The organism is Pseudoalteromonas sp. Xi13 (assembly GCF_003952205.1).
In the GTDB taxonomy this organism is placed as follows: Bacteria; Pseudomonadota; Gammaproteobacteria; order Enterobacterales; family Alteromonadaceae; genus Pseudoalteromonas; species Pseudoalteromonas atlantica.
This window is the reverse complement of record NZ_CP034439.1, coordinates 3,111,175-3,132,800: the sequence shown is the minus strand read 5'-3', so window position 1 is coordinate 3,132,800 and position 21,626 is coordinate 3,111,175. Positions and strand designations below refer to the sequence as shown.

The following is a 21,626-nucleotide window of genomic DNA, read 5'->3' as shown; positions in this document are numbered from 1 at the left end:
TACACTTTAAAATCTTGAATTTACTGGGTGTATAAATATGCGACTGGGCCGCAAAGGTTGGAACAACGTTATTATTTTTTCGATGTTGATTATGATCTTCTTTTTAAATGGCTGGCATAAACAGTTTTTAGGGGGTGAAGACGAGCCTACATTACAACCGATACTGCCATTACAAAGTTTTGTGTTAACACTGAGCTTTGTTGATCAGAAAATTGAACGTATTGGTACAAGTTGGCGTACAACCGCATTACAAGAAAATACGCCCGTGAGGTGGGATGCATCACAGCAGCAATTAGCTGAGCTAATTAACCATTGGCAAACGGCTGCGTTGATGCAGGTAAATGAGTCTGTTGTATTTAATCCAAACTCACCATTGTATGTGGCCACCTTTGAGTTGGCTGGTGAGCGCTTACCTTGGGTTTATTTACTGTACAAAGGTAACGGTAAGTATTATTTGTTGGAAAAAAATAGCCAGCGCGTGATGGGGCTTGATTTAGCGACTGCAAAGCAGTTATTTCCAAGTGTTGATTTTTCAAAAAGTGAGTTGCATTAATGCCTGAATTACCAGAGGTAGAAGTAAGTAGGCTGGGGATCACCCCGCATGTAGAAAACCAGGTAGTGACGAAGGTAAATATTTATAATGCCAGCATGCGATGGCCTGTGCCTGATGATGTTTATCAGTTAGAAGGGTTGAGGGTAGAGCGAATTGAGCGCCGTGCAAAGTATTTATTGCTGCACTGCGAATTAGGGAGTGCTATTTTACATTTGGGAATGTCGGGTAATTTGCGCGTTGTGGATAAACGCGAGCCGCTTAAAAAGCATGATCATGTTGAGTTTGTTCTTAGTAATGACAAGGCGCTGCGATTAAACGACCCTCGCCGCTTTGGTTGCTGTTTATGGCAAGCACCGGGGGATGTTCATAAGTTACTTTCAAAACTTGGCCCTGAGCCGCTTACGGATGATTTTTTTGCAAAGCGTGTATACGAGCAGTCGCGAAATAAAAAAGTCCCCGTGAAGCAATTTATCATGGATAACGCGGTGGTAGTGGGCGTAGGTAATATTTATGCCAATGAGTCGTTATTTAAGGCAGGAATACACCCAAAACGCGAAGCAGGAAAAGTATCGCTAAAGCGATATCAAACCCTGATCCCTATTATTAAAGACACTCTAGCAGCGGCAATAACACAAGGCGGTACAACCCTTAAAGACTTTGCCCAAAGTGATGGCAAACCAGGTTATTTTGCACAGCAGTTGTTAGTGTACGGGCGAAAAGGAGAGGCGTGCGTAACGTGTAAAACGCCACTTGAAGAAATTAGACTAGGGCAGCGCAGTACGGTGTTTTGTAAGCACTGCCAAAAATAGCCGTGTTATAGCTCAAACGGTGCCACACCGACGGCTTTCATCTTATAGCCCACTTGGGCTATTTCACCAGACCAGGTTTCGGTACTGATAACGCCGGTAACAACAATCGCATCATACAGGCTCTCTATGGGGACGCCGCCTTTTACTGTTACATGAACGATTTGATTTGGCGGCGGGGGCGGTACGTGAATACACGCGCCAAAGTATGGCACAAGCAAAAACTCAGTAATGACTTCACTGTCGCCCTCAAGTGGGACAACAAACCCCGGTAAGCTCACTGATTGGCCATTTAATGCTTCAACCACAGGAGCATCTAGCTCTGGTTGCACCCAGTTTTGTTCACTACCTTCGTGGTTAGCCTGTGCTTGGGTATCTATTTGTACATGCCCTTGTGGGATTAAGTCTTCCCAAAAAATTTCTTTCGGCGGGTTTGCACTACTGACAAAGCTAATAAGTAGGCAGCTTACTAGCGTGCAGTAATAAAGCGCGGATTTAAAAAGTATCATGAAATTCCTAAAGTTAAGTTTTTATACTCATACCATCGCTAAGCGAATAAAAGTAAGCGCGGGTAGCTGGTATTAAGCCAATTATAAACCCAGCGGCCATAATAACGCCTATTAAAGTGAGTTCATAGTAAGAGAGCATGGCAATATTAACGCTTATGCCTGCATGGCTTTGCAAATAGCTGCTACTGATAAGCATAACGCCATAATACAAAGCACAGCCAACTAGGCAGCCTAATAATGTTGTAAATAACGATTCCATGCTTATTAGTGTAAATAGCTGCCATGGCCGTGCGCCGACTGAGCGCAATATAGCAAGCTCTCTTCGGCGTTGATTTAAATTGGCCAGTAGTGTGGTCAACATGCCCAATAAACTGACTAATATAACAACGCCTGAAAACAGTAAGAGTATTTTTTCGACAATGGCGAGCATTTGCCACAGCTCTTTTAAGGTCACTGTGGGCATAATGGCCAGAAGTGGCTCTTTTTTGTATTGGTTGATATTACGCCTAATTTGCAATGTGTATAAAGGCGAGTCGAAGCCCATTAAAAACGCAGTAATTTGACTTGGCTCACCGATTAGGTTGTTATGCTCATCGTGCTCATCGTGCTCATCGTGCTCATCGTGCTCATCGTGCTCATCGTGCTCATCGTGCTCATCGTGCTCATCATTCGCAGAGTGTGAACCACCATGTATTAAATCAATAGCTGCTAGAGGTATGTGTAAGGTTTTATCTACTGGCGTGCCAGTGGCGTTTAAAATACCGATAACAGTAAACGGGTTGTCTTTATGATGGTGAAAGCTCGTATTACCCATGCCGTGTGAGATTACTACGTTATCACCTAGTGTATACCCTAAACGGCTCGCTACATCGCTGCCAAGTACCACTTGGTTTAAATGCTCAAACGCGTGGCCTTGTTGAAAACTTAACGTTTGTTTTTTACCAAAGCGATAGTGGGTAAAGTAATCACGGCTTGTACCTAGTACAGTTTGGCCTTTGTGGCTGTCGCCTAAACTAATAGGAATGCTCCATTTAACACCACGTTGAGCTACGATGTACTGATAACTTTGCCAGCTTACCCCATTATTTGCGTAACCTATTCTAAATACAGAGGAAAGCAGTAATTGAATATCGCCGGTGCGGGCGCCTACAATTAGGTCTGTCCCAGATATGGTATTACTAAAGCTGGTTTTTGCATCCACGCGAATTCGCTCAATACTTAGTAAAAGCATCACGCTAATAGCAATGGTAAACAATGTGAGCAGTACACTTGCTCGGCGATTTAGCAAACTTTTATAAGCTAACTTAGTCAGGATCATAGCTGCTCCTGTAAGCTAACTAGGCTAATTTCACGATTAAATAGCGGTTTTAATGTTTCGTCATGGCTTACAAAAACTAACGTACTGTTGGCGCGCTTAGCCTGTTCGAATAACAGCTTTATAAAGCTTTCTCTATTTGCGGTATCGAGTGCCGAGGTAGGCTCATCAGCAATTATAAGCTCTGGGCTGCCAATAAATGCGCGAGCGGCGGCAACCCGCTGTTGCTGACCAATACTGAGCGAGGCAACATCTTTACTATGATAAGACTCACTTAAGCCTAATGCTGTTAATAAGCGTATCGCTTCTTTTTGTAAGCTTGGCTTGGGCTCTGTTGTTTGCTGTAAGGCTTTTTGTTTTCTGCTTTTTGAAAATTCACAGCCAAGCGTGACATTCTCAATGGGTGTTAAATACGGTAATAAATTAAAGTTTTGAAAAATATAGCCAATATTCTCCGCTCTAAATACGTCTCTTTGCGTATTGCTAAGTGTATTTAAATCGCGATTTAAAATACGTATGTTGCCACTACTTGGTGTGTTTATACCTGCCAATAGCGCAAGCAGGGTTGATTTACCGACGCCGCTGGGACCATGTAAAAAAATATGCTCGCCTTTATCAATCCTAAGGGTTGGGATATTTAGCGTAGGCTTGGCATCATTTTTATGCCATTTAAAGGTTACATTATCAAGCTCAATCATACAGTGTGGTGTTACCAACCCCAAAAGTTGAATTCTTTACGCATTTTAAGATTTCTAAATAGGTTAAGCGGTTTAGGTTTTAGCTTTTCTTTTTTGTGCAAAAATTCATTTGCAGCATTAAGCACGCGTTGGCTAGATTTACCATCAGTATATGGGTGGAGCTCTAGGCAATAGTCTTCAATACTTTGCATTAATTTATTAGGTTTAGTTAACGCATGTTCTATTGCTGCTTCTACTTTATCGGCTTCAGTTACATCAAGTAAGTGAGGGAGTGGTTTTTGATTGCAAAACGTAACAACTGGCTTTCTAAGTAATAAAAACATCAATAATACCGAGGATGTATCACACAGCATTACATCTGCAGCTTTAAGCAAAGGGAGTACGTTGTCGGTTTCTATAAAGGTTAAGTTTTCATTATTTAATGCTTTATATTTCTCAACCCATTCTTGGGGCATTTTAGGATGAAACTGCATTAAAATACGCCACTTCCCTTGTAGGCTAAAATGCTTTATTTGCTCATATAATTTGGGAGCAAGTGATAATTTTTTTGAAAAAGTAGAGCAAATAAGCAGTGTTGGACGTGGGTCGTCGCTTTCGTATGGGTTAGCTTGTGTATCGGTAAATAGGGGGTCGAGCGTTGGCCAGCCGGTTTCTACTACTTTAAAAAAACCATGTTGTTGCGCCAACTCTTTAAATCGGGTGGTAGTATTGGGGCCCTGCGTACAATACAGGTCGTAGCAGCCTCGTATTGCAAAGTGGCCATGATTGCCCTCTGAGCTGCGCTTCTCAGAATTAAAACCATGAAAAACAGCAACTTTTTTACCAGGAACAAAACTTGGAACAATATTGCCTGGAATATAAGTTATATCAGGGTGCCAGCTTCTCACATCAGATATTGTATGCAAGCGCTGCTCATCATCATCTAAAAAGTCGGGGTTTACTTCATTACCCGCTAAAAACCACCGAACTTCTCCACCATGGGCTAAAATTTGCGCCTGAAGCGGCCTTAAAATAGCGTATGAATAATTTTGCGAAATATACATTAGGTATTTTTTATTTGCGGTCGCAGTTAGGTAGTCCAAGCGTTACTCCTCTAGTTAGCACGCTAAGTTTACCGCATTATTACAGCCATATAAATATTGCGTGGTTATTTAACCTGAGCTCTGGGTAATAAACCTATCTCTAGCAGCTATTTTCAGCGCTAACTGCGTTGAGTTTACTTGCAATAGGCCAGCTATTGACGCGTAAATTCGCCTTACTTTCATTGAAAATCTCTGGCTAGAGAAAATAAATTTAAATTTCAGCATATTACAACACGCCCTAGTAAGTCTCTTAACCAGAGTTCAGGTTATTTAGTTTTCAGTGCTGATTGAGCTTTAGGGTAGGCTGATTTATTATATAGCGCTTATAACCCCATACCATACTTTGCTCTATGAGCATCCCTAACCCCGGAGATAGCATGACTAGCTATAAAGTTTTAGACGTAAACGATGACTTACCCATTCGCACTAAAGGTGCCGTACACAGCGGTAAAGTTCGTTCGGTTTATTGGCTAACAGATGAAGACAGCGCACGCCTCATTAAAGAAAAAAACTATAAAGTTCCGCAAGGAACTGAGCTGGCAATTATGGTTATTTCAGACCGTATTTCTGCTTTTGATTGTATTTGGCAAGGCGAAAATGGCTTAAACGGCGTGCCGGGAAAAGGTATTGCGCTTAACTCTGTTGCATCTCATTGGTTTAAGTTATTTGATAAAGCTGGCCTTGCGGGTAACCACATTGTTGATATTCCTCATCCTTATGTATGGATTGTGCGCAAAGCAAGCACCGTAAAAGTAGAAGCAATTGCGCGCCAATATATAACCGGCAGCATGTGGCGTGATTACAGTAAAGGGGTTCGCAACTTTTGTGGCATAGACTTACCTGAGGGCTTAAGAGCAAACCAAAAGCTTGAAAACGTACTAATAACCCCTTCTACAAAAGGTATTATCGAAGGCGTGGTTGATATTCCACCTGTTGATGATGTGAATATTACGCGCGCTAATATCACTGATAATTTAGACGTATTTAATTTTAAATCGGCAGAGGATGTGACTAAATACGAAAAGCTATTGGTTGAGGGCTTTAAGCTAATTAGTGAAGAGCTGGCAAAGCTTGATCAAATATTTGTAGATACAAAATTTGAGTTTGGTTATGTAGAGGATTTAGACGGAAACCAACAGCTTATTTATATTGATGAAGTAGGCACCCCAGATTCTTCGCGCATATGGGATGGCGCGGCTTACCGCGATGGTAAAATAATCGAAAACTCTAAAGAAGGGTTCCGCCAGTTATTAATTTCTACTGTGCCAGAAAGTGACGTGCTGTTAAATAAAGACCGCATGGATGAGCGTGAGCAGCTTGCTAAAGACTTTATTTTACCAGAATCGGTCATGCTTGAGGTGTCTAACACTTATGTAGGCATTGCCAGTAAAATCATTGGCAAAGAGATTGTAATTCCAGAAGATCCTCGCCAAGAAGTAATTAATATTTTAGATACTGATTACGACCTTATTGTAAAATAGTACAACTAAAGTATTAAAATAAACAAAGCCCAGTCTTTATTTTTAGTTACTGGGCTATATTCCTTGCAATTAGTGCTGGTCTCTAATTAACTTAACCTAAGATTAACTTTTAGGTATTGATATGTTTAGGCAAGTGCAGCAAGTTTTTAATAAAAGAGGTTATTTACTCGCCGCTACTTTATTTTTTAGCCAAGGAGTACTGGGTGCAAATATTGATTTAGTAATTCAAGACCAGCATGGTCAGCCACTAAAAGACGCAGTCGTTGAGCTTTATAAGGCGGCAAAGTCAGAGCGCACTATGTTACCCGTTGCGGTAATGGACCAAGTACATAAAGCGTTTTTACCTGATTTACTGGTGGTGCAAAAAGGCCAGCAGGTTAACTTTCCTAACAGCGATAATATTCGCCATCATGTTTACTCTTTTTCTCAGGCTAAGCCCTTTCAGCTAAAACTCTATTCAGGCCAACCTAAAGAGCCTGTAATTTTTGATCAACAAGGTGTTGTTGTACTAGGCTGTAATATTCATGACTCTATGGTTGGCTATATTTATGTAGCCAATAGTGAACACGTTTATAAAACGAATAATACGGGTAAGTTATCCTTAGACATAACGCCGTTACCGACTACGCTGAGTGTGTGGCATGCGCTACAAACTGCACCGTTGGAAAATAAAAAAATGATAACAATAAACAATAACAATGAGTTACTAATTAAGGTTAATACCTCCACCCCAGCACCGCGAAATACTTTTGGTAGTAAGTTTAAGGGCGGTAATGACTAACAGTTTAAAAAACCGCATTATTGTTTTATGTGTAGGCTTAGTGTTACTGACCACTATGGTGAGCATTGTTAGCTTTTGGTGGTCTACAAGTAAATTTCAAGAAGAAAAAGTAAATCAAGATATTAGCGTAGCGCAAAATGTATATAAGCAATATCTGAGCGCAAAAGAAAGCCTACTGCTTACTGCTGCTAAAGTACTCACTGCCGACTTTGGCTTTAAGCAAGCGGTTGCCACTCGCGATGCAGGCACCATAAGTAGTGTGTTGTTTAATCACAGCCAGCGTATTGATGCAGAGCTTATGCTACTGATTGATTTATCAGGTAAATTAATTTCAGCCAATACTAATGCAGATTTGTACCCTCAAAATTTAAAGCCGTTACTGGATGAGTTATTAACTTCGCCAGAGCAATCGAGCTTTGTTGTTCTTAATAATCAGCTATATCAAGTTATTTTACTACCTGTAAGGGCGCCTAGAACCGTTGCATACAGCTTAGTGGGTTTTAAAATTGATGACGAAGTCGCCCTCGAGCTTAAAAATCTAACAGGAATGGATGTCAGCTTTATTGCTGAGCAGGACAACCTCGTAAGAAGCTCGTTGCTTAATCGCCCAGAGGTTTTTTCACCTAAAAACTACTTTAACACTACCACTACAACGCGTTTGTTTGGTGATTATCCTGTATATAAAAACCAAGATATTATGTTGCCCTCCCTACAAGGGGATGCGGTAACAATTTTGCTCAGTGCTGATTTAACGCAAAGCTATAACGATTTTGAAAACTTATTGTTTACGCTAATTATTATGGCCATTTTAACGATGCTGGTGGGGGTTATTACCAGTAGTTTACTGGCAAATAACTTAACAACCCCACTCTCACAGCTTGCAGTTATTGCCAGGCAATTTGCACAAGGTAATTACGCATTTGAATTTAATGCATCTAAACAAAGTACCGAAATAGCAACCCTTGCTAACGCCTTTGATAACATGGGTAACGATATTAACGAGCGTGAACAAAAAATTAGTTTTCAGGCACGCCATGATTCGCTTACAGGCTTTTATAACCGCTCGGCTATGCTTGAAGTACTCGATGATGAGCTGACTCCCTCTACACAATACACCCTAGTTGCTATTGATATAAAAGGTTTACGGCATATAAACGATAAGCTAGGCCCACGCGTAGGCGATGAATGTTTAAAAGCGGTTGCCAATCGAATTAGTGGCTTTTCGGACGAACTTGGCGGCTTTCATGCGCGTATTGGTGGCGATGAGTTTTTAACTGTGTTTCCAAGTGCCGCTGCCAGAGAGAAAAAAAGCGGTGTAGTTGGTTTAATGGCACAGCTATTAGCGTGTTATATCATTAAAACGTTAAAAATTAACTTACGCTTTAGCGCTGGGGTTGTCGAGTATCCTATGCAAGGCCTTGCCAGCGATGATTTAATGCGACGCGTACTTATTGCCGTAGACAATGCAACAGATAGCCAAGACAGTATTCATTATTACCAAAATGGTGAAGACGAAGCGCATTTAGAACGCCTTAAAATGTTAGATGAGCTTAAACAAGCCATTAGCGATGATGATGGGCAATTATTTATGACCTATCAGCCTAAACTGCATTTACACACACAAAAAATAAATAAAGTCGAATCACTGATCCGCTGGCAACGTAAAGATGGCAGCTGGGTAAACCCAGAACTGTTTATTGATTTAGCCGAGCAATCGGGGCTTATTGTTGAGCTTACATCATGGGTTGTTAACACTGTGGTTTCTCAGGTGGCTGATTGGCAGGCTAAAGGGATTGAAATGCAGGCAGCAATTAATGTATCAGCACAAGATATTGCCTCACCGAGTTTTCATTCAGCGTTAGTGCGTACTCTAAAAAAATACAATGTTGATCCAACCCTCATTACTGTTGAATTAACTGAGCGCGACATGATTGAAAATGAGGAAAAAGGCATAAAAGCATTACAAAACTTAAAAGCCATCGGTGTAAAAATTTCATTGGATGATTATGGCGTAGGGCAAACATCACTGGGGAGATTAAAAATGCTGCCTATTGATGAGCTAAAGTTAGATAAGTGCTTTATTTTAAAGTTAGATGAGTCGCGCAAGGATCAACACATAGTGCAGTCGTCTATTACCTTAGGGCATCAACTAGGCTTTAGCGTTGTTGCAGAGGGCGTTGAAAACAGAGATTCGTTAGACTTACTTAAACTTATGCATTGTGACCATGCTCAGGGTTACTACCTAAGTAGGCCTTTAAAAGCAGAATTATTAGAACAGTGGCTAAAGGAATATTATGAAAAAAGTTAAGTGTTTATTACTTGGGTTATTACTTAGCTCGAGCTTTTCTGGTTTCGCAAGCGATGGTAAATTATTAGCGACCCCCGGGGTTTCGCAAATAGAAGGCGGCGGGGGCGGCGGTATTGTGCCTTGGGCACAACTTGCAGGTTACGCCAGCGAAGACGAGTTCTCTGTGAATGGCTTTTGTAGCCGTGCAGATGTAACAGACTACACTTTAGATGTATGTGGAGCACAAGTTAACTTATTTAATCGTGTAGAACTTAGCTACGCTCAACAACGTTTTGACGTGCCTGCACTTGATACCGAAATAGAGCAATCTATCACGGGCGCTAAAATTCGTTTATACGGCGACATAGTTTACAGTGACTGGCCGCAATTGAGTGTAGGTATACAGCATAAATCCCTTGATGATGGCGCTGTTGCGACCCTAGTAGGTGCAAAAGATACTAGTGGCACTGATTACTACCTCGCAGCTAGTAAACTCCACTTAGGCGCTGTAGGGGGGCTTAACTGGTTTTGGAACGTCACAACTCGCTACAGTGAGGCTAATCAACTCGGTTTGCTTGGTTATGGTGGGGCAAATGATGATGCAAAAATTTTATTTGAAGGCAGCACCGCTGTGTTTTTGAGCCGAAGTGTTGCCGTAGGTATAGAGTATAGGCAAAAGTCTAATAACCTTAATTTGGGTGAACAAGACTGGAAAGATTTATTTGTTGCTTGGATGCCAAACAAACACGTGAGTGTCACCGCTGCATACTTAGATTTAGGTAGCATTGCAGGTGCGAGCGATCAAACAGGGTGGTACTTATCGGTAACAGGGTATTGGTAATGAAAAACGTTGTCATTTTATGGTTGTGTTTAAGTGCCTTGGCCGGGTGTGCAAGCTCAACAAATTTATCGCTTTATCAACAGCTTGATGGCCGTGCGGGGCTTACGCGTATTGTAGACAGTTTTATTTACCAAATAGGTAATGATGAACAAGTACTGCATTATTTTGAACACAGCGACATAAGCCACTTTAGAGAAGGCTTTATTATGCATATGTGTATGCTAGTTGATGGCCCATGCAAGTACAAAGGTGACTCTATGGTAGATATTCATACTGGGATGCACATAACTGAGAAAGATTTTAACCATGTGGTGGACTTACTTATAAATGCGATGGAAGAGCAAAATATTAGCCATAGCATACAAAATGAGATCCTATCTAGGATGGCACCGCTGCGTAGTAAAATAATAAGTATTTAGGTAACATCTATAAATTATTTACTCGTAGCAGTGAACCTTACTTTTGTAATAGTGTCCACTTAGTATTATTTCCTATAAACAATAATTGGCGCGCACAGCTTGTATGTCTTACCTATTTATATCCCGCAAAAATGTACACGCAAAGTACTATAAAAAAATAATCAAAAAGCTGAGTATGGATTGCCAACTGCATGTTATGGGGGCGCCAAAGCTTTCAGCTATACACTATTTAAGTAAAGCGTTTAAAGTTGATTTTAACGATGTTATTAATGCACAACTAAAACGTAAGCGCGCCCGTAATAACCTTTGGAACAATGCTTTAGTATCGGCGGTTTACAAAGTGGGGCTGCGCTTTTTTGAGCGTTTGCGTTACGCAAAATATTTAGCTTTATTAACTGAAGTTAACCCTGATGTAATGGTGATATGGAACGGTAATAAACTGCCTAATACTACCGTTGCTATGGCTGCCAAGGCACTGGGTATTAAGCAATTTTATTATGAAAATGGTTTGCTTCCGGGTACCACCAGTTTAGACCCTCAAGGGATTAACTTTAATGCGTCGCTAAGTCGAGATCCTGATTTTTATTTAAATTTTAATGTAAATAATGCCTTAAACTTTGATGCACCGGCGCTTGTTCCTCGAGAAAACCATAAAAAACGCTGTGATTTTGAAGCTGAAAATATACCTGAACGCTACATATTTGTGCCTTTTCAAGTGCCTCACGATACGCAATTAGCGAGCTTTTCGCCATGGATTGACTCAATGGAAATGCTATACGATGAAGTTGTTAGCGCAGTGAAAGCGTTGAACGATCCTAGTTTTAAGGTCGTTTTTAAAGAACACCCGTCGTGGCACAAGCATTACACCCATTTATACGATAAAGACCCAATTGCACTTTTTGCAAACGGCAATAAAACCTGTGAACTTATTGAATGCGCAGAAGCGGTGATCACTATCAACTCTACGGTCGGTTTAGAAGCGCTGTTACTAAATAAGCGGGTAATTACTGTAGGGCAGGCTTGTTATAATATAGAAGGCTTAGTTAAGCATGCTGATACTCGTGAGGGCTTAGCTGCCCAAGTAGCAGATGTAGCTCAAGGATGGCAGTTTAATCCGCAGCTACGCGATAAGTTTTTTTGCTATTTAAAGCATGTGTATAGTGTGCCGGGCGTTTGGAAACACGCCGAGGAAGAGCATATCAAAGCAATTGAGTTACGTTTTAAAGGGGCGGATAAATTTGCACAATATAGCAACAGTGTGCCCAACGAACTTATTTAACCGCGTATTGTATATCAACATGTTGTGATTTAGCTGTAAGGACAATTTTTACAGCCATTTTTACAGCATGTTCCTCGCTTTAGAAAAAACCATTTACTAAACACCATGTAGCCATTTTGCATGGTGTAGTCTAGCCCTTCAATTAAATTGTCATTACCTCTAAATTTTTTAGCAAACTCAATTTGTGCTTTGATTGGTTGAGTATAAATATGGGCTAAATAAGCGTTTATTTTATTAAGCGTACATTGCGGGCATAAACAGCTTGTTGCTGACTCTTCAAGCGGTAAAATAGCAGGTAATTGGTTACACCAACATGCGTTTATATCGTTTACATTACAACTAAGCGCAGTGTGGCATTGTGAGCAGTTTAATCTCGTCATTTTAAGTCTTATCAGCAGTAGAGCAGCAAGAATAACAAATATTATGAATATACAAAAAGCATTGGCCGAATTTATTACCTTTGGTGAGCAAAGAGATGATGCTATTAGCGTGATTATTTCTACCCCAGCAGAGGAAAGTGCTCCCGGTTATACACTCACAAAGCCGGTATTGATTGACGTGCTAACACGTTGTGTAAACCACGAAATAGAGATAGATGATTTAGAGTTATGGGCAAATGTGGTTGAATCGCGAGATGATATAAATTGCGCCGAACACGAAGGGGTTATTTTTGCGCTCAGTAATAGCGAGCAAATGGGAGAGCTTGATAGCCAAAAGCTTGAACAATTACTGGCATTATTGAAGGACTAGATATTTAGGCTGACTCTTATTTTAGATGCCAACTTACTGCGGTTATATGTAACGAATAAATAAAAAAGCCGTATTTAAATTAAATGCGGCTTAGTATTTTTTTACCACTGACAATTAATTTACTTATGATATCCCAAGCACGTTTCTACTTCGTTTTTAGAGCCTAATATTACCGCCACACGCTGGTGGATTGTATCGGGTTGAATATCCATAATACGCTCAGTACCCGTAGAAGCGATGCCACCTGCTTGCTCAACTAGCATAGCCATGGGGTTGGCTTCGTACAGTAAACGTAGTTTATTAGGTTTGTTTGCATCTTTGGTGTCGGTTGGGTAGGTAAATAAACCACCACGGCTAAGTACACGGTGCACATCGCCAACCATAGCGGCAATCCAGCGCATGTTAAAGTTTTTAGCACGTGGGCCGGTATCGCCAGCGAGTAAGTCATTAATATAGTTTTGCATTGCTGGCTGCCAATGACGCTGGTTTGACGCATTAATGGCAAATTCGTTTGTATCAGCAGGGATAGTGGCAAAGTCTTGTGTTAGTAAAAAGCTACCTTGGGTTTTATCTAGCGTAAACATGCGTGTGCCTTTACCTGTAGTAAGTGCAAGCATAGTTGATGGGCCGTAAAGCACGTAACCTGCAGCAACTTGTTTGTGGCCTGGCTGCATAAATATACTTTGATCGGCGGCATCTGAGCCTTCTGGGGCTTCCATAATTGAAAATATAGTACCCACTAACGAGTTAATGTCAGTATTTGATGAGCCATCAAGCGGGTCAAACGCCACAATGTATTTAGCGTCTTGGTTGCCAGCTACTGTGTAATCTTCTTCTTCTGAGGCGATGGCTTTAACTGACCCAGACTCCAGTAAAATATCTTTTAAAAGCTGATTAGATAATACATCGAGCTTTTTTTGGGTTTCACCTTGAATGTTTTCATCAAGCGTTGAGCCTAATACGCCAGAAAGCGCACCTTGGCCAACACGAAACGAAATTTCTTTACATGCTGCTAAAATGGTTCTAATTAACGATAAAAGTTCTCTAGGACAACCGTCTTCTAGTAATACTGGTGGGAGTCTACGCATTCTATTTTCCTGATAACGTGTACTAGCTAATCTAAATGTGAGAGAGATTAACTTAGTGCGCTGAATTTCGTCTTAAATACCTGTATTGTTTAAATAGCACTGTAATAATGGTGCCACCTAATCGTACTTAAAACGCCAATAACAAAGATAAGATTATGAAAAAAATACCACTAATAAGTTACATATTCTTTACTGTGCTGTGCTCTATGATAACCCAAGCGCACGCAGCAATTAAGCCTATAGATGAATTTACTGCGCAAATGAATCACTTTCCTGGGTACTTTTCGTTTTACTACGATACTCAAAACGGCAAAGTGTTTTTAAAAGTAGATAAATTAGAGCAGCAATTTTTGCTTCAGCAAAGCTTACCCTATGGAGTTGGCTCTAACGATATAGGCTTAGATAGAGGCCAACTTGGTAACACGCATTTAGTTCAGTTTGAGCGTTTTGGCGATAAAGTAATGTTGCGCGCGCTAAATACATATTATCGCGCTAATACCACTAACAAAGCTGAGCAGCAAAGTATCAAAGAGGCCTTTGCATCCAGTATTTTAGCGGGCTTTAAAGTGGTAGCGCAAAGCGAAAAAGCGCTCCTGATTGATTACACACCTTATTTATTAAGCGATGTACACGGGGTAAGCCGTACGCTTGCAATGCGCAAGCAAGGCAGCTTTAGCCTTGATGAATCACGCAGCGCTGTATATATGAATCGCTCAAAAGCGTTTGTAAAAAACACCGAGCTTGAAGCAGTATTAACGTTTAAGGGCACTAAACCAGGTAAATTTGTGCGCCAAGTAAGCGCCGATGCATACGCACTTACTGTACATATGCACCACTCACTTATTAAATTACCTGATGATAAATACACGCCACGTAAATTTGACCCGCAATCAGGGTATTGGAGCATTGAGCACAAAGACTATGCAGCCCCCCTTGGTGAATCTATGTTTGTGCGCTATATACCGCGTCATCGCTTAGCTAAAAAAGATCCAAGTTTACCGATTAGTGAACCCGTAGAGCCCATTACTTACTACCTAGATCCTGGCGTGCCTGAGCCGGTTAAAAGCGCGTTACTTGAAGGCGGTAAGTGGTGGAATGATGCCTTTAGCGCAGCAGGCTATAAAAACGCATTTAAAGTCAAAGTATTGCCGAGCAATGCTGATCCTATGGATATTCGCTATAACGTTATTCAGTGGGTACACCGTGCTACACGCGGATGGTCTTACGGAAGCTCTGTTATAGACCCTCGTACCGGCGAAATACTCAAAGGGCATGTAACACTTGGCTCATTGCGTGTACGCCAAGATATTTTAATTGCAGAAGCCCTCGGTGCGCCTTATTTAAAAGGTAACGAGGTGGCTAAAAATTTACAGGCAATGGCACTTGATAGGATTCGCCAGTTAAGTGCACACGAAATTGGCCATACGCTGGGCATTGCACATAACTTTGCAGCCTCGGTGGGGGATAGAGCGTCAGTTATGGATTACCCGCACCCACTACTTGGCTTTAACGAGCAAGGCGAGCTTGATGTAACCCGCGGCTATGCAAGCGGTATGGGGGTATGGGATACCCAAGTTATTAAATATGGTTACAGCGACTTTACTCATCAAGATGAAAGTGCTGAGCTTGCAGCAATATTAAAAGAGAACAAAACGAAGGGCCTTGAGTTTATATCTGATAGCGACGCACGCGCAAAGGGCGGGGCACACCCTACAGCGCACTTATGGGATAACGGTACTAACCCAGCGCAAGAGTTACTTAGAGTGCTTGATGTACGTAAAAAAGCGCTTTCGCAATTTGGTATTAACAACATTAAAACGGGTGATGCACTCTCGCAGTTAGAAGAAAAACTCGTGCCGCTTTATTTATTTCATCGCTATCAAGTAGAGGCTGCAGTTAAGCTAATTGCGGGGGTTAACTACGAATACGAAACACGTAACAACTCACCTGCTAAGGGCGCGCAAGTGGTTGAAAAAGCGCAGCAGCAAGCGGCGCTTAGTGCTGTTTTAACAACATTAAAACCGGCTAATTTAATTTTGCCTGAGTCGGTGTTAGCGCTTATTCCGCCAAAAGCGTATGGCGAGTCTAAATCGCGTGAAAGTATAACAGGGCGTACGGGTTTAACACTTGATGCGATGGCCTTGCCAGAAGTAGCTGCGCAGCATAGTTTATCGTTATTATTAAACCCACAGCGTTTAAATCGTTTAGCTCAACAACAAGTACGTAATTATAATTTTTACAGCTTAGATGAGCTGCTAGAGCAGCTTTACAGCCAGGTGTTTAATGTGTCATCACCTAATACAATGAAAGGCAAAATCACCCAGCGGGTGCAATTTTTAACTGCAAAAAATATGGCTGATTTAGTCACTAGCGATAAGGTAAGCCCAGAGGTGCAGGCGCAGTTACGTTTCTACTTGGTAAAATTAAGTAAAGAATACAATCAAAACTCAATGTTAAGTAATACCAGTGTAGGAGAAAGCGCGTTTAAACAGTATTTAGCAGAGCAAATAAAACAGTTTTTAAAAGTAGGTAAGTGGCCTGAAAACTTCAGTGGTTTACCAATGCCACCGGGCTCACCAATTTAATTATATGTTTTAGTGTGTAGTGGCTACTTAACCTGAGTTCAGGTTGTTAAATAAGTAGCCACGTTGCGGTGCCTAAAAAGGCAAAAATACCGACAATATCAGTCACCGTTGTAAGTACAACACTACCGGCAAGTGCAGGGTCTATATTCATTTTTTTCAATAAAATAGGAATACATGCGCCAGCAACACCAGCCACTACGAGGTTCATAAACATTGCAAATGCGAGCACGCCGCCAAGCATAAAATCCCATTGCCAAAGCGCAATTACACTGGCTATAAGTATTGACCAAATAACCCCGTTTAATGCGCCTATCGCCAGCTCTTTAGCCATTAAAAATCGTTGGTTAGTTTGGTTAATATGGCCCACGGCAATACCGCGAATAACCAGAGTTAAAGATTGGCTACCTGCTACACCACCCATTGAGGGCACAATGCCATTGAGTACAGCTAAAATAGGTAATATATCTAAGGTGCTTTCAAAAAAGCTGGCCACAAAGGCGGCAGCTAAGGCAGTGAGTAAGTTAACACCAAGCCATACTGAGCGTTTTTTTGAGCTTTTTAAAACAGGTGCAAAGGTGTCTTCTTCATCATCAAGACCGGCAAGGCTTAATAAGCTGTGCTCTGCATCTTCACGAATAACATCAACAATATCATCAATGGTGACACGTCCAAGCAAGTGGGCGTTATCATCGACTACAGGGGCCGATATCCAGTTGTGGCGCTCAAATAACTGAGCAACTTCACTTTCATCCATCGAAATAGGGATAGACTCACAGTCTTCATCCATTAAATCTTGAACAATTTTTTCAGGCGGATTAGTTAACAGTGTACTAAGTGACAATGCACCTAAAAAACAGTTATGTTTATCAACAACGTATAAATCATCGGTGCCCTCTGGCAGCTCACCGCGTAACCTAATATAGCGCAGCACAACATCAAGTGTAACGTCTGGGCGAATGGTCACCGTATCGGTGTTCATTAGCGCGCCTGCAGAGCGCTCTTGGTAAGATAAAGCCTGTGTAGCGCGTTCGCGGTCTTGCGTATCCATAGCGCTAACCACATCTTTGTACACGGTATCAGGTAGGCTACGCAGGACTTCACCTAAATCATCGTGACCCATATCCTCAGTGGCCGCGGCAATATGCTCAGGTTCCATTTGTGCAATGATACCTAAACGTACATCTTCAGAGAGCTCTTCTAGCACATCCCCTTGCACATCTGGGTCAACCAGTTGCCAAAGCATGCGTCTAATTTTATGCGGAGAGGATTCAAGCAGCAGTGCTGTATCACAAGGTGCTGTTTTTGCTAGCATGCGTCTTACTTGAACAAATTGCCCACTATTAAGTGATTTAGTCACTTGTTTTAATTGCTGTAGTGGATAGTCTTGTTCAAACGCTTCTGGCATTGGCATCCTAAATATTTTTGTGTAATGGAAAGGTGTTTAGTAAGTGGTGTTGCCCACTGTCATTTTCTTTATTTTTTGTGCTAAACCCAATGCTGGGACTAAATTAGTGTTTAAAATTAAGTAACCAAATTTAGCAGGGGCATGGCTTTATTACTCTAAATTAAAGCACTAAATTAGGCGAGTCGGAATACCCTAACTTACTAAATCTTTATAGTCTGGCCTGATAAGTCTTTAACTTATAAGGCTATGGTGCTTTAAATTATTCTTGTTCGTTAAATCGTTGTGCAATTAATTGCCCAACCGCATGCAAAGCTTGCTCTGAATCAGGGCCTTCACAGACTACTTTAACTTCTTTACCTTTACTGCTTTCAAGTAGCATTAAAGCTAATACGCTGTCGCCTGCGGCTTCTTTATCATCTTGGTGTAAGGTGATTTTAGCATCAAACTGCACAGCTAATTGCGCAAGGACCGTTGCCGCTCTGGCGTGTAAGCCTAATTTATTTTTTATTAAAAATGTGTCTTCACAGCGCATAAATTACTATACCTAAACTGAACAGGTTATTATTTTAAGGTTACTTTTCTTGCTCACGATGACGAATTTTGACATTCGGATGCGTCATAGCAAAGCTCTCACCAATGGCTTGCGCTAAATAAACCGAGCGGTGTTGACCACCAGTGCAGCCTATTGCAATAGTGAGGTAACTACGGTTATTACGCTCTAAGTGTGGCAACCAAGTTTGTACAAAGGTTTGAATTTGCCAAGTGAATTTTTGCACTATGCTGTGATTTGCCAAAAAATCTTTTACTGGTTGATCAAGACCCGTAAGCGGTTTAAGTTCAGGCTCCCAGTGGGGGTTTGGCAAAAAGCGAGCATCAAAAACATAATCAGCTTCTTTAGGTATGCCGTGTTTAAAGCCAAACGATTCAAACGTTACAATAAGTTGCTTATCTTTTTTACCCAGTATTTTTTCGCGAATTGACTCTGCTAATTGGTGCACACTTAAATCGGTGGTATCAAGCATAAAGTCAGCGCGCGTTACGAGTACATCAAGCAGTTCTTTTTCTTTTTTTATTGCTAAATCAAGCGGCAGTGAATCGATGGATAAAGGGTGTAATCTGCGTGTTTCTGAAAAACGTTTGATCAGTGTTTGATCATCACTATCTAAATAAAACAGTGTGGGTTTAGCAAAGTCAGGAAGGTACTCGAGAATATCGTTAAATTCGTCTTGTTCTTTGGGGATATTACGAACATCTATGCTAACGGCTATTTTGTCATAGTTATCTGAAACACTTCGCACTAAAGAGGGCAGTAGGTTGACCGGAATATTATCTACGCAATAATAGCCTAAATCTTCAACCACGCGTAAAGCAACCGACTTACCTGAACCAGAACGGCCGCTTATGATAATTAACTCCATTTATAGCCCTTAGTATTTACTACGATTGATCAACAATTACTTGATACAGCTCTGCATCGGTTTTAGCACTACGCAGCTGTTTACAAAATTCTTTGTTGCTCAGTTTATCAGCTATGGTTGCCAGAGTCTTTAGGTGCTGTTGGTTATCGCCATCTGGTACGATGAGTGCAACAAAAATATCAACAGGGCAGTTATCAATAGCATCAAAGTTAACAGGGGTGTCGCTAACAAGTACTAAAGCCAGCGGTTCTTCTACGCCACCCATTCTGCCATGAGGAATGGCGATACCCCGGCCAATACCAGTACTGCCTAGCTTTTCTCTGCTTGCCAGCGCATTAAGAATATCTTGTTGTGGTAAGTAGGGGAGCTTTTCATGAGCAAGCTCACTGATAAACTCTAAAATTCTTTTTTTACTACTAAAAAGGACCGCAGCTTTGCTGCAGTCCTGGCATACTAATGTACTTAATTTCATAATATTAGTGTCTAGCAAGCTTCTCTTTATGTTTTATGACTTGACGATCGAGCTTGTCAATCAACGAGTCTATAGCGGCATACATATCTTGGTGCTCTGTTGAGGCAAATAAATCTGCGCCACTTACATGAATAGTCGCTTCTGCTTTTTGGTTGAGTTTTTCTACATCGAGAATGACATGCACATTGCTAATATGATCTGAGTGCCTTTCTAGCTTTGCAAATTTATTATTTACATAGTCTCTAAGTGAATCAGTTACTTCTACGTGACGACCAGTTAGGTTTAGTTGCATAAGCATTTCCTCTTTGTTTTTAACGTCTTATATCAAACTCTTTCTCTGATTTGACGGTGGAATAGCTAGCGATTCACGGTATTTTGCTATTGTGCGTCTAGCTACTTTAATTCCTTGCTCTGCCAATATATCCGCAATTTTACTATCACTCAATGGTTTAGCTGAGTTTTCCGCGGCAATTAGCTTTTTAATTAGGGCACGTATTGCGGTTGATGAACACTCGCCGCCGTTTTCAGTGCTTACGTGGCTTGAGAAAAAATACTTAAGCTCAAAAATACCACGTGGCGTATGCATATATTTTTGCGTAGTAACACGCGAAATTGTCGACTCATGCATTTCTACCATCTCAGCAACATCGTTTAAAACCATTGGCTTCATGGCTTCGGGGCCATGTTCAAAAAATGCCTGTTGCTGTTTTACAATACAGTTAGTTACCTTAAGCAGCGTGTCGTTTCTGCTTTCAAGGCTTTTTATAAACCATTTAGCTTCTTGTAAGTGAGAGCGAATAAATTGGCTATCACCACTTGATTTTACGGTACGTGACATAGCCGCGTACTGACTATTTACGCGTATTTTTGGCATGCTATCTGGGTTTAGCTCTACCACCCAGCGGCCTTTTATTTTTTTAACCGACACATCCGGTATTACATACTCAGACTCTTCCCTTACTATTGTATCTGCAGGTTTTGGGTTGAGGGTATGTATTAGGGTCATGACCTCTTTAAGCTCGTCTTCTTTAAGCTTAGTCTTTTTCATTAATGTACGATAGTCGCGTGCCGCTAATAGATCAATGTGATCGGTTAAGATCATTTTAGTTTGTTCTATAAAAGGGGTGTCTTTATCAAACTGGTTTAGCTGAATACACAAGCACTCTTGTAAACTGCGCGCGGCTATACCTACAGGGTCAAATAACTGAATACGCTTTAAAACGGCTTCTATTTCGTCAAGTTCAACTTCAACTTCGTCATCGTTTTCTTGGTTAAAGCTTTCTAAAATTTCTTCGCAACTTAGCGTTAAAATACCCGAGTCATCTACAGCTTCTACAATGGCAATAGCAATGGCTTCGTCAGTTGGGCTAAAAGGAGTAAGCTGAAGCTGCCACATTAAATACTCATGTAGCGTTTCAGTAGAGGCACCTTGATAAATAGACTCATCTTCTGGCATTGGGCCTGAGGATGCAGCAGGGGCTGCGCTCATGTACTCATCCCAAGTTACATCCATTGCCATATCATCGCTAACGGTGTCTTTATTTAAAGCTTCGCCACTGTCTTGCTCGTACTCGCTGGTTGTATCGTCAGCCGATGCGCTTACGGTTATATCATCCGTATCTGCTTTTTGTTCATTTTTCCCAGCCGACTCTTCCGTGTAATCTTGCTCTTCTACTTCTAATAGCGGGTTGCTATCAAGTGCTTCTTGTATTTCTTGCTGGAGATCCAATGTACTGAGCTGCAGCAAGCGAATCGCTTGTTGCAATTGTGGAGTCATTGTAAGTTGCTGGCCCATGCGCAGCTGTAATGATTGCCTCATGTATCTCTAACAATCCTTTTATGTTGTTATAATTAATA

22 protein-coding genes are annotated in these 21,626 nt (G+C 41.2%); 10 read left to right on the top strand and 12 right to left on the bottom strand.

What is annotated here, in order from left to right:
* Positions 1–37 precede the first annotated feature (37 nt).
* A complete protein-coding gene (locus tag EJ103_RS14100; RefSeq protein ID WP_126008236.1) occupies positions 38–553 on the top strand; it encodes a hypothetical protein in 516 nt (171 codons plus the stop codon).
* Positions 553–1,362: a bifunctional DNA-formamidopyrimidine glycosylase/DNA-(apurinic or apyrimidinic site) lyase gene (gene mutM, locus EJ103_RS14095; RefSeq protein WP_054983912.1), complete on the top strand. Its 810-nt coding sequence runs from the start codon at positions 553–555 to the stop codon at positions 1,360–1,362. Before EJ103_RS14100 ends, mutM begins: the two co-directional genes overlap by 1 nt.
* Positions 1,363–1,367: 5 nt before the next feature.
* On the opposite strand, the gene EJ103_RS14090 is transcribed toward mutM, so the two are convergent.
* Genes EJ103_RS14090 through EJ103_RS14075 form a run of 4 tightly spaced genes read right to left on the bottom strand, consistent with a single transcriptional unit; the run spans position 1,368 to position 4,963 of the window.
* Positions 1,368–1,868 (bottom strand): DUF3299 domain-containing protein, encoded by a 501-nt coding sequence (locus EJ103_RS14090; protein ID WP_004589066.1) that lies wholly within the window; start codon positions 1,866–1,868, stop codon positions 1,368–1,370.
* 13 nt (positions 1,869–1,881) lie between these two features.
* A complete protein-coding gene (locus EJ103_RS14085) occupies positions 1,882–3,186 on the bottom strand; it encodes an ABC transporter permease (protein ID WP_126008235.1) in 1,305 nt (434 codons plus the stop codon).
* Positions 3,183–3,881: an ABC transporter ATP-binding protein gene (locus EJ103_RS14080; protein WP_126008233.1), complete on the bottom strand. Its 699-nt coding sequence runs from the start codon at positions 3,879–3,881 to the stop codon at positions 3,183–3,185. The genes EJ103_RS14085 and EJ103_RS14080 overlap by 4 nt, the downstream gene beginning before the upstream one ends.
* Before the next feature lie 11 nt (positions 3,882–3,892).
* A complete protein-coding gene (locus tag EJ103_RS14075; RefSeq protein WP_126008231.1) occupies positions 3,893–4,963 on the bottom strand; it encodes a CDP-glycerol glycerophosphotransferase family protein in 1,071 nt (356 codons plus the stop codon).
* Between the two features lie 377 nt (positions 4,964–5,340).
* Here EJ103_RS14075 and EJ103_RS14070 point away from each other — a divergent pair, with 377 nt between their 5' ends.
* From EJ103_RS14070 to EJ103_RS14045, 6 genes are all read left to right on the top strand, one after another.
* Entirely contained in the window at positions 5,341–6,444 is a 1,104-nt protein-coding gene (locus tag EJ103_RS14070) for a phosphoribosylaminoimidazolesuccinocarboxamide synthase (RefSeq protein WP_126008230.1), read from the top strand.
* A gap of 121 nt (positions 6,445–6,565) precedes the next feature.
* A complete protein-coding gene (locus tag EJ103_RS14065; protein WP_126008228.1) occupies positions 6,566–7,225 on the top strand; it encodes a methylamine utilization protein in 660 nt (219 codons plus the stop codon).
* Positions 7,218–9,533: an EAL domain-containing protein gene (locus EJ103_RS14060; protein WP_126008226.1), complete on the top strand. Its 2,316-nt coding sequence runs from the start codon at positions 7,218–7,220 to the stop codon at positions 9,531–9,533. Before EJ103_RS14065 ends, EJ103_RS14060 begins: the two co-directional genes overlap by 8 nt.
* Positions 9,520–10,353, top strand: a complete 834-nt coding sequence (locus tag EJ103_RS14055) for a DUF3034 family protein (protein ID WP_126008224.1) — start codon at positions 9,520–9,522, stop codon at positions 10,351–10,353. Before EJ103_RS14060 ends, EJ103_RS14055 begins: the two co-directional genes overlap by 14 nt.
* Complete coding sequence (locus EJ103_RS14050; RefSeq protein ID WP_126008222.1) at positions 10,353–10,772, top strand: group 1 truncated hemoglobin; 420 nt, start codon at positions 10,353–10,355, stop codon at positions 10,770–10,772. The genes EJ103_RS14055 and EJ103_RS14050 overlap by 1 nt, the downstream gene beginning before the upstream one ends.
* Before the next feature lie 175 nt (positions 10,773–10,947).
* Positions 10,948–12,051 carry a capsular biosynthesis protein gene (locus tag EJ103_RS14045; protein WP_126008220.1) on the top strand — a complete coding sequence of 368 codons (1,104 nt, stop codon included), beginning with the start codon at positions 10,948–10,950 and terminating at the stop codon, positions 12,049–12,051.
* Between the two features lie 29 nt (positions 12,052–12,080).
* On the opposite strand, the gene EJ103_RS14040 is transcribed toward EJ103_RS14045, so the two are convergent.
* Positions 12,081–12,431, bottom strand: coding sequence for a cysteine-rich CWC family protein (locus EJ103_RS14040; RefSeq protein WP_029773276.1), 351 nt, complete (start codon positions 12,429–12,431; stop codon positions 12,081–12,083).
* A 43-nt stretch (positions 12,432–12,474) separates the two neighbouring features.
* Between EJ103_RS14040 and EJ103_RS14035 the strand changes: the two genes are divergently transcribed.
* Entirely contained in the window at positions 12,475–12,801 is a 327-nt protein-coding gene (locus EJ103_RS14035; RefSeq protein WP_004589077.1) for a hypothetical protein, read from the top strand.
* A gap of 119 nt (positions 12,802–12,920) precedes the next feature.
* Here EJ103_RS14035 and EJ103_RS14030 read toward each other — a convergent pair whose 3' ends face one another.
* Entirely contained in the window at positions 12,921–13,889 is a 969-nt protein-coding gene (locus tag EJ103_RS14030) for a class 1 fructose-bisphosphatase (protein ID WP_126008218.1), read from the bottom strand.
* 155 nt (positions 13,890–14,044) lie between these two features.
* Here EJ103_RS14030 and EJ103_RS14025 point away from each other — a divergent pair, with 155 nt between their 5' ends.
* Positions 14,045–16,474, top strand: a complete 2,430-nt coding sequence (locus tag EJ103_RS14025) for a zinc-dependent metalloprotease (RefSeq protein ID WP_126008217.1) — start codon at positions 14,045–14,047, stop codon at positions 16,472–16,474.
* A gap of 46 nt (positions 16,475–16,520) precedes the next feature.
* Here EJ103_RS14025 and mgtE read toward each other — a convergent pair whose 3' ends face one another.
* From mgtE to EJ103_RS13995, 6 genes are all read right to left on the bottom strand, one after another.
* Positions 16,521–17,879, bottom strand: a complete 1,359-nt coding sequence (mgtE, locus tag EJ103_RS14020) for a magnesium transporter (protein WP_004589080.1) — start codon at positions 17,877–17,879, stop codon at positions 16,521–16,523.
* A gap of 259 nt (positions 17,880–18,138) precedes the next feature.
* Positions 18,139–18,411 (bottom strand): HPr family phosphocarrier protein, encoded by a 273-nt coding sequence (locus EJ103_RS14015; RefSeq protein ID WP_004589081.1) that lies wholly within the window; start codon positions 18,409–18,411, stop codon positions 18,139–18,141.
* Between the two features lie 40 nt (positions 18,412–18,451).
* A complete protein-coding gene (gene rapZ / locus EJ103_RS14010; protein ID WP_004589082.1) occupies positions 18,452–19,297 on the bottom strand; it encodes an RNase adapter RapZ in 846 nt (281 codons plus the stop codon).
* A gap of 19 nt (positions 19,298–19,316) precedes the next feature.
* Positions 19,317–19,769: a PTS sugar transporter subunit IIA gene (locus EJ103_RS14005; protein ID WP_004589083.1), complete on the bottom strand. Its 453-nt coding sequence runs from the start codon at positions 19,767–19,769 to the stop codon at positions 19,317–19,319.
* 4 nt (positions 19,770–19,773) lie between these two features.
* Complete coding sequence (gene hpf / locus EJ103_RS14000; RefSeq protein WP_004589084.1) at positions 19,774–20,061, bottom strand: ribosome hibernation promoting factor; 288 nt, start codon at positions 20,059–20,061, stop codon at positions 19,774–19,776.
* A 27-nt stretch (positions 20,062–20,088) separates the two neighbouring features.
* Entirely contained in the window at positions 20,089–21,588 is a 1,500-nt protein-coding gene (locus EJ103_RS13995) for an RNA polymerase factor sigma-54 (protein ID WP_126008215.1), read from the bottom strand.
* Positions 21,589–21,626 lie beyond the last annotated feature (38 nt).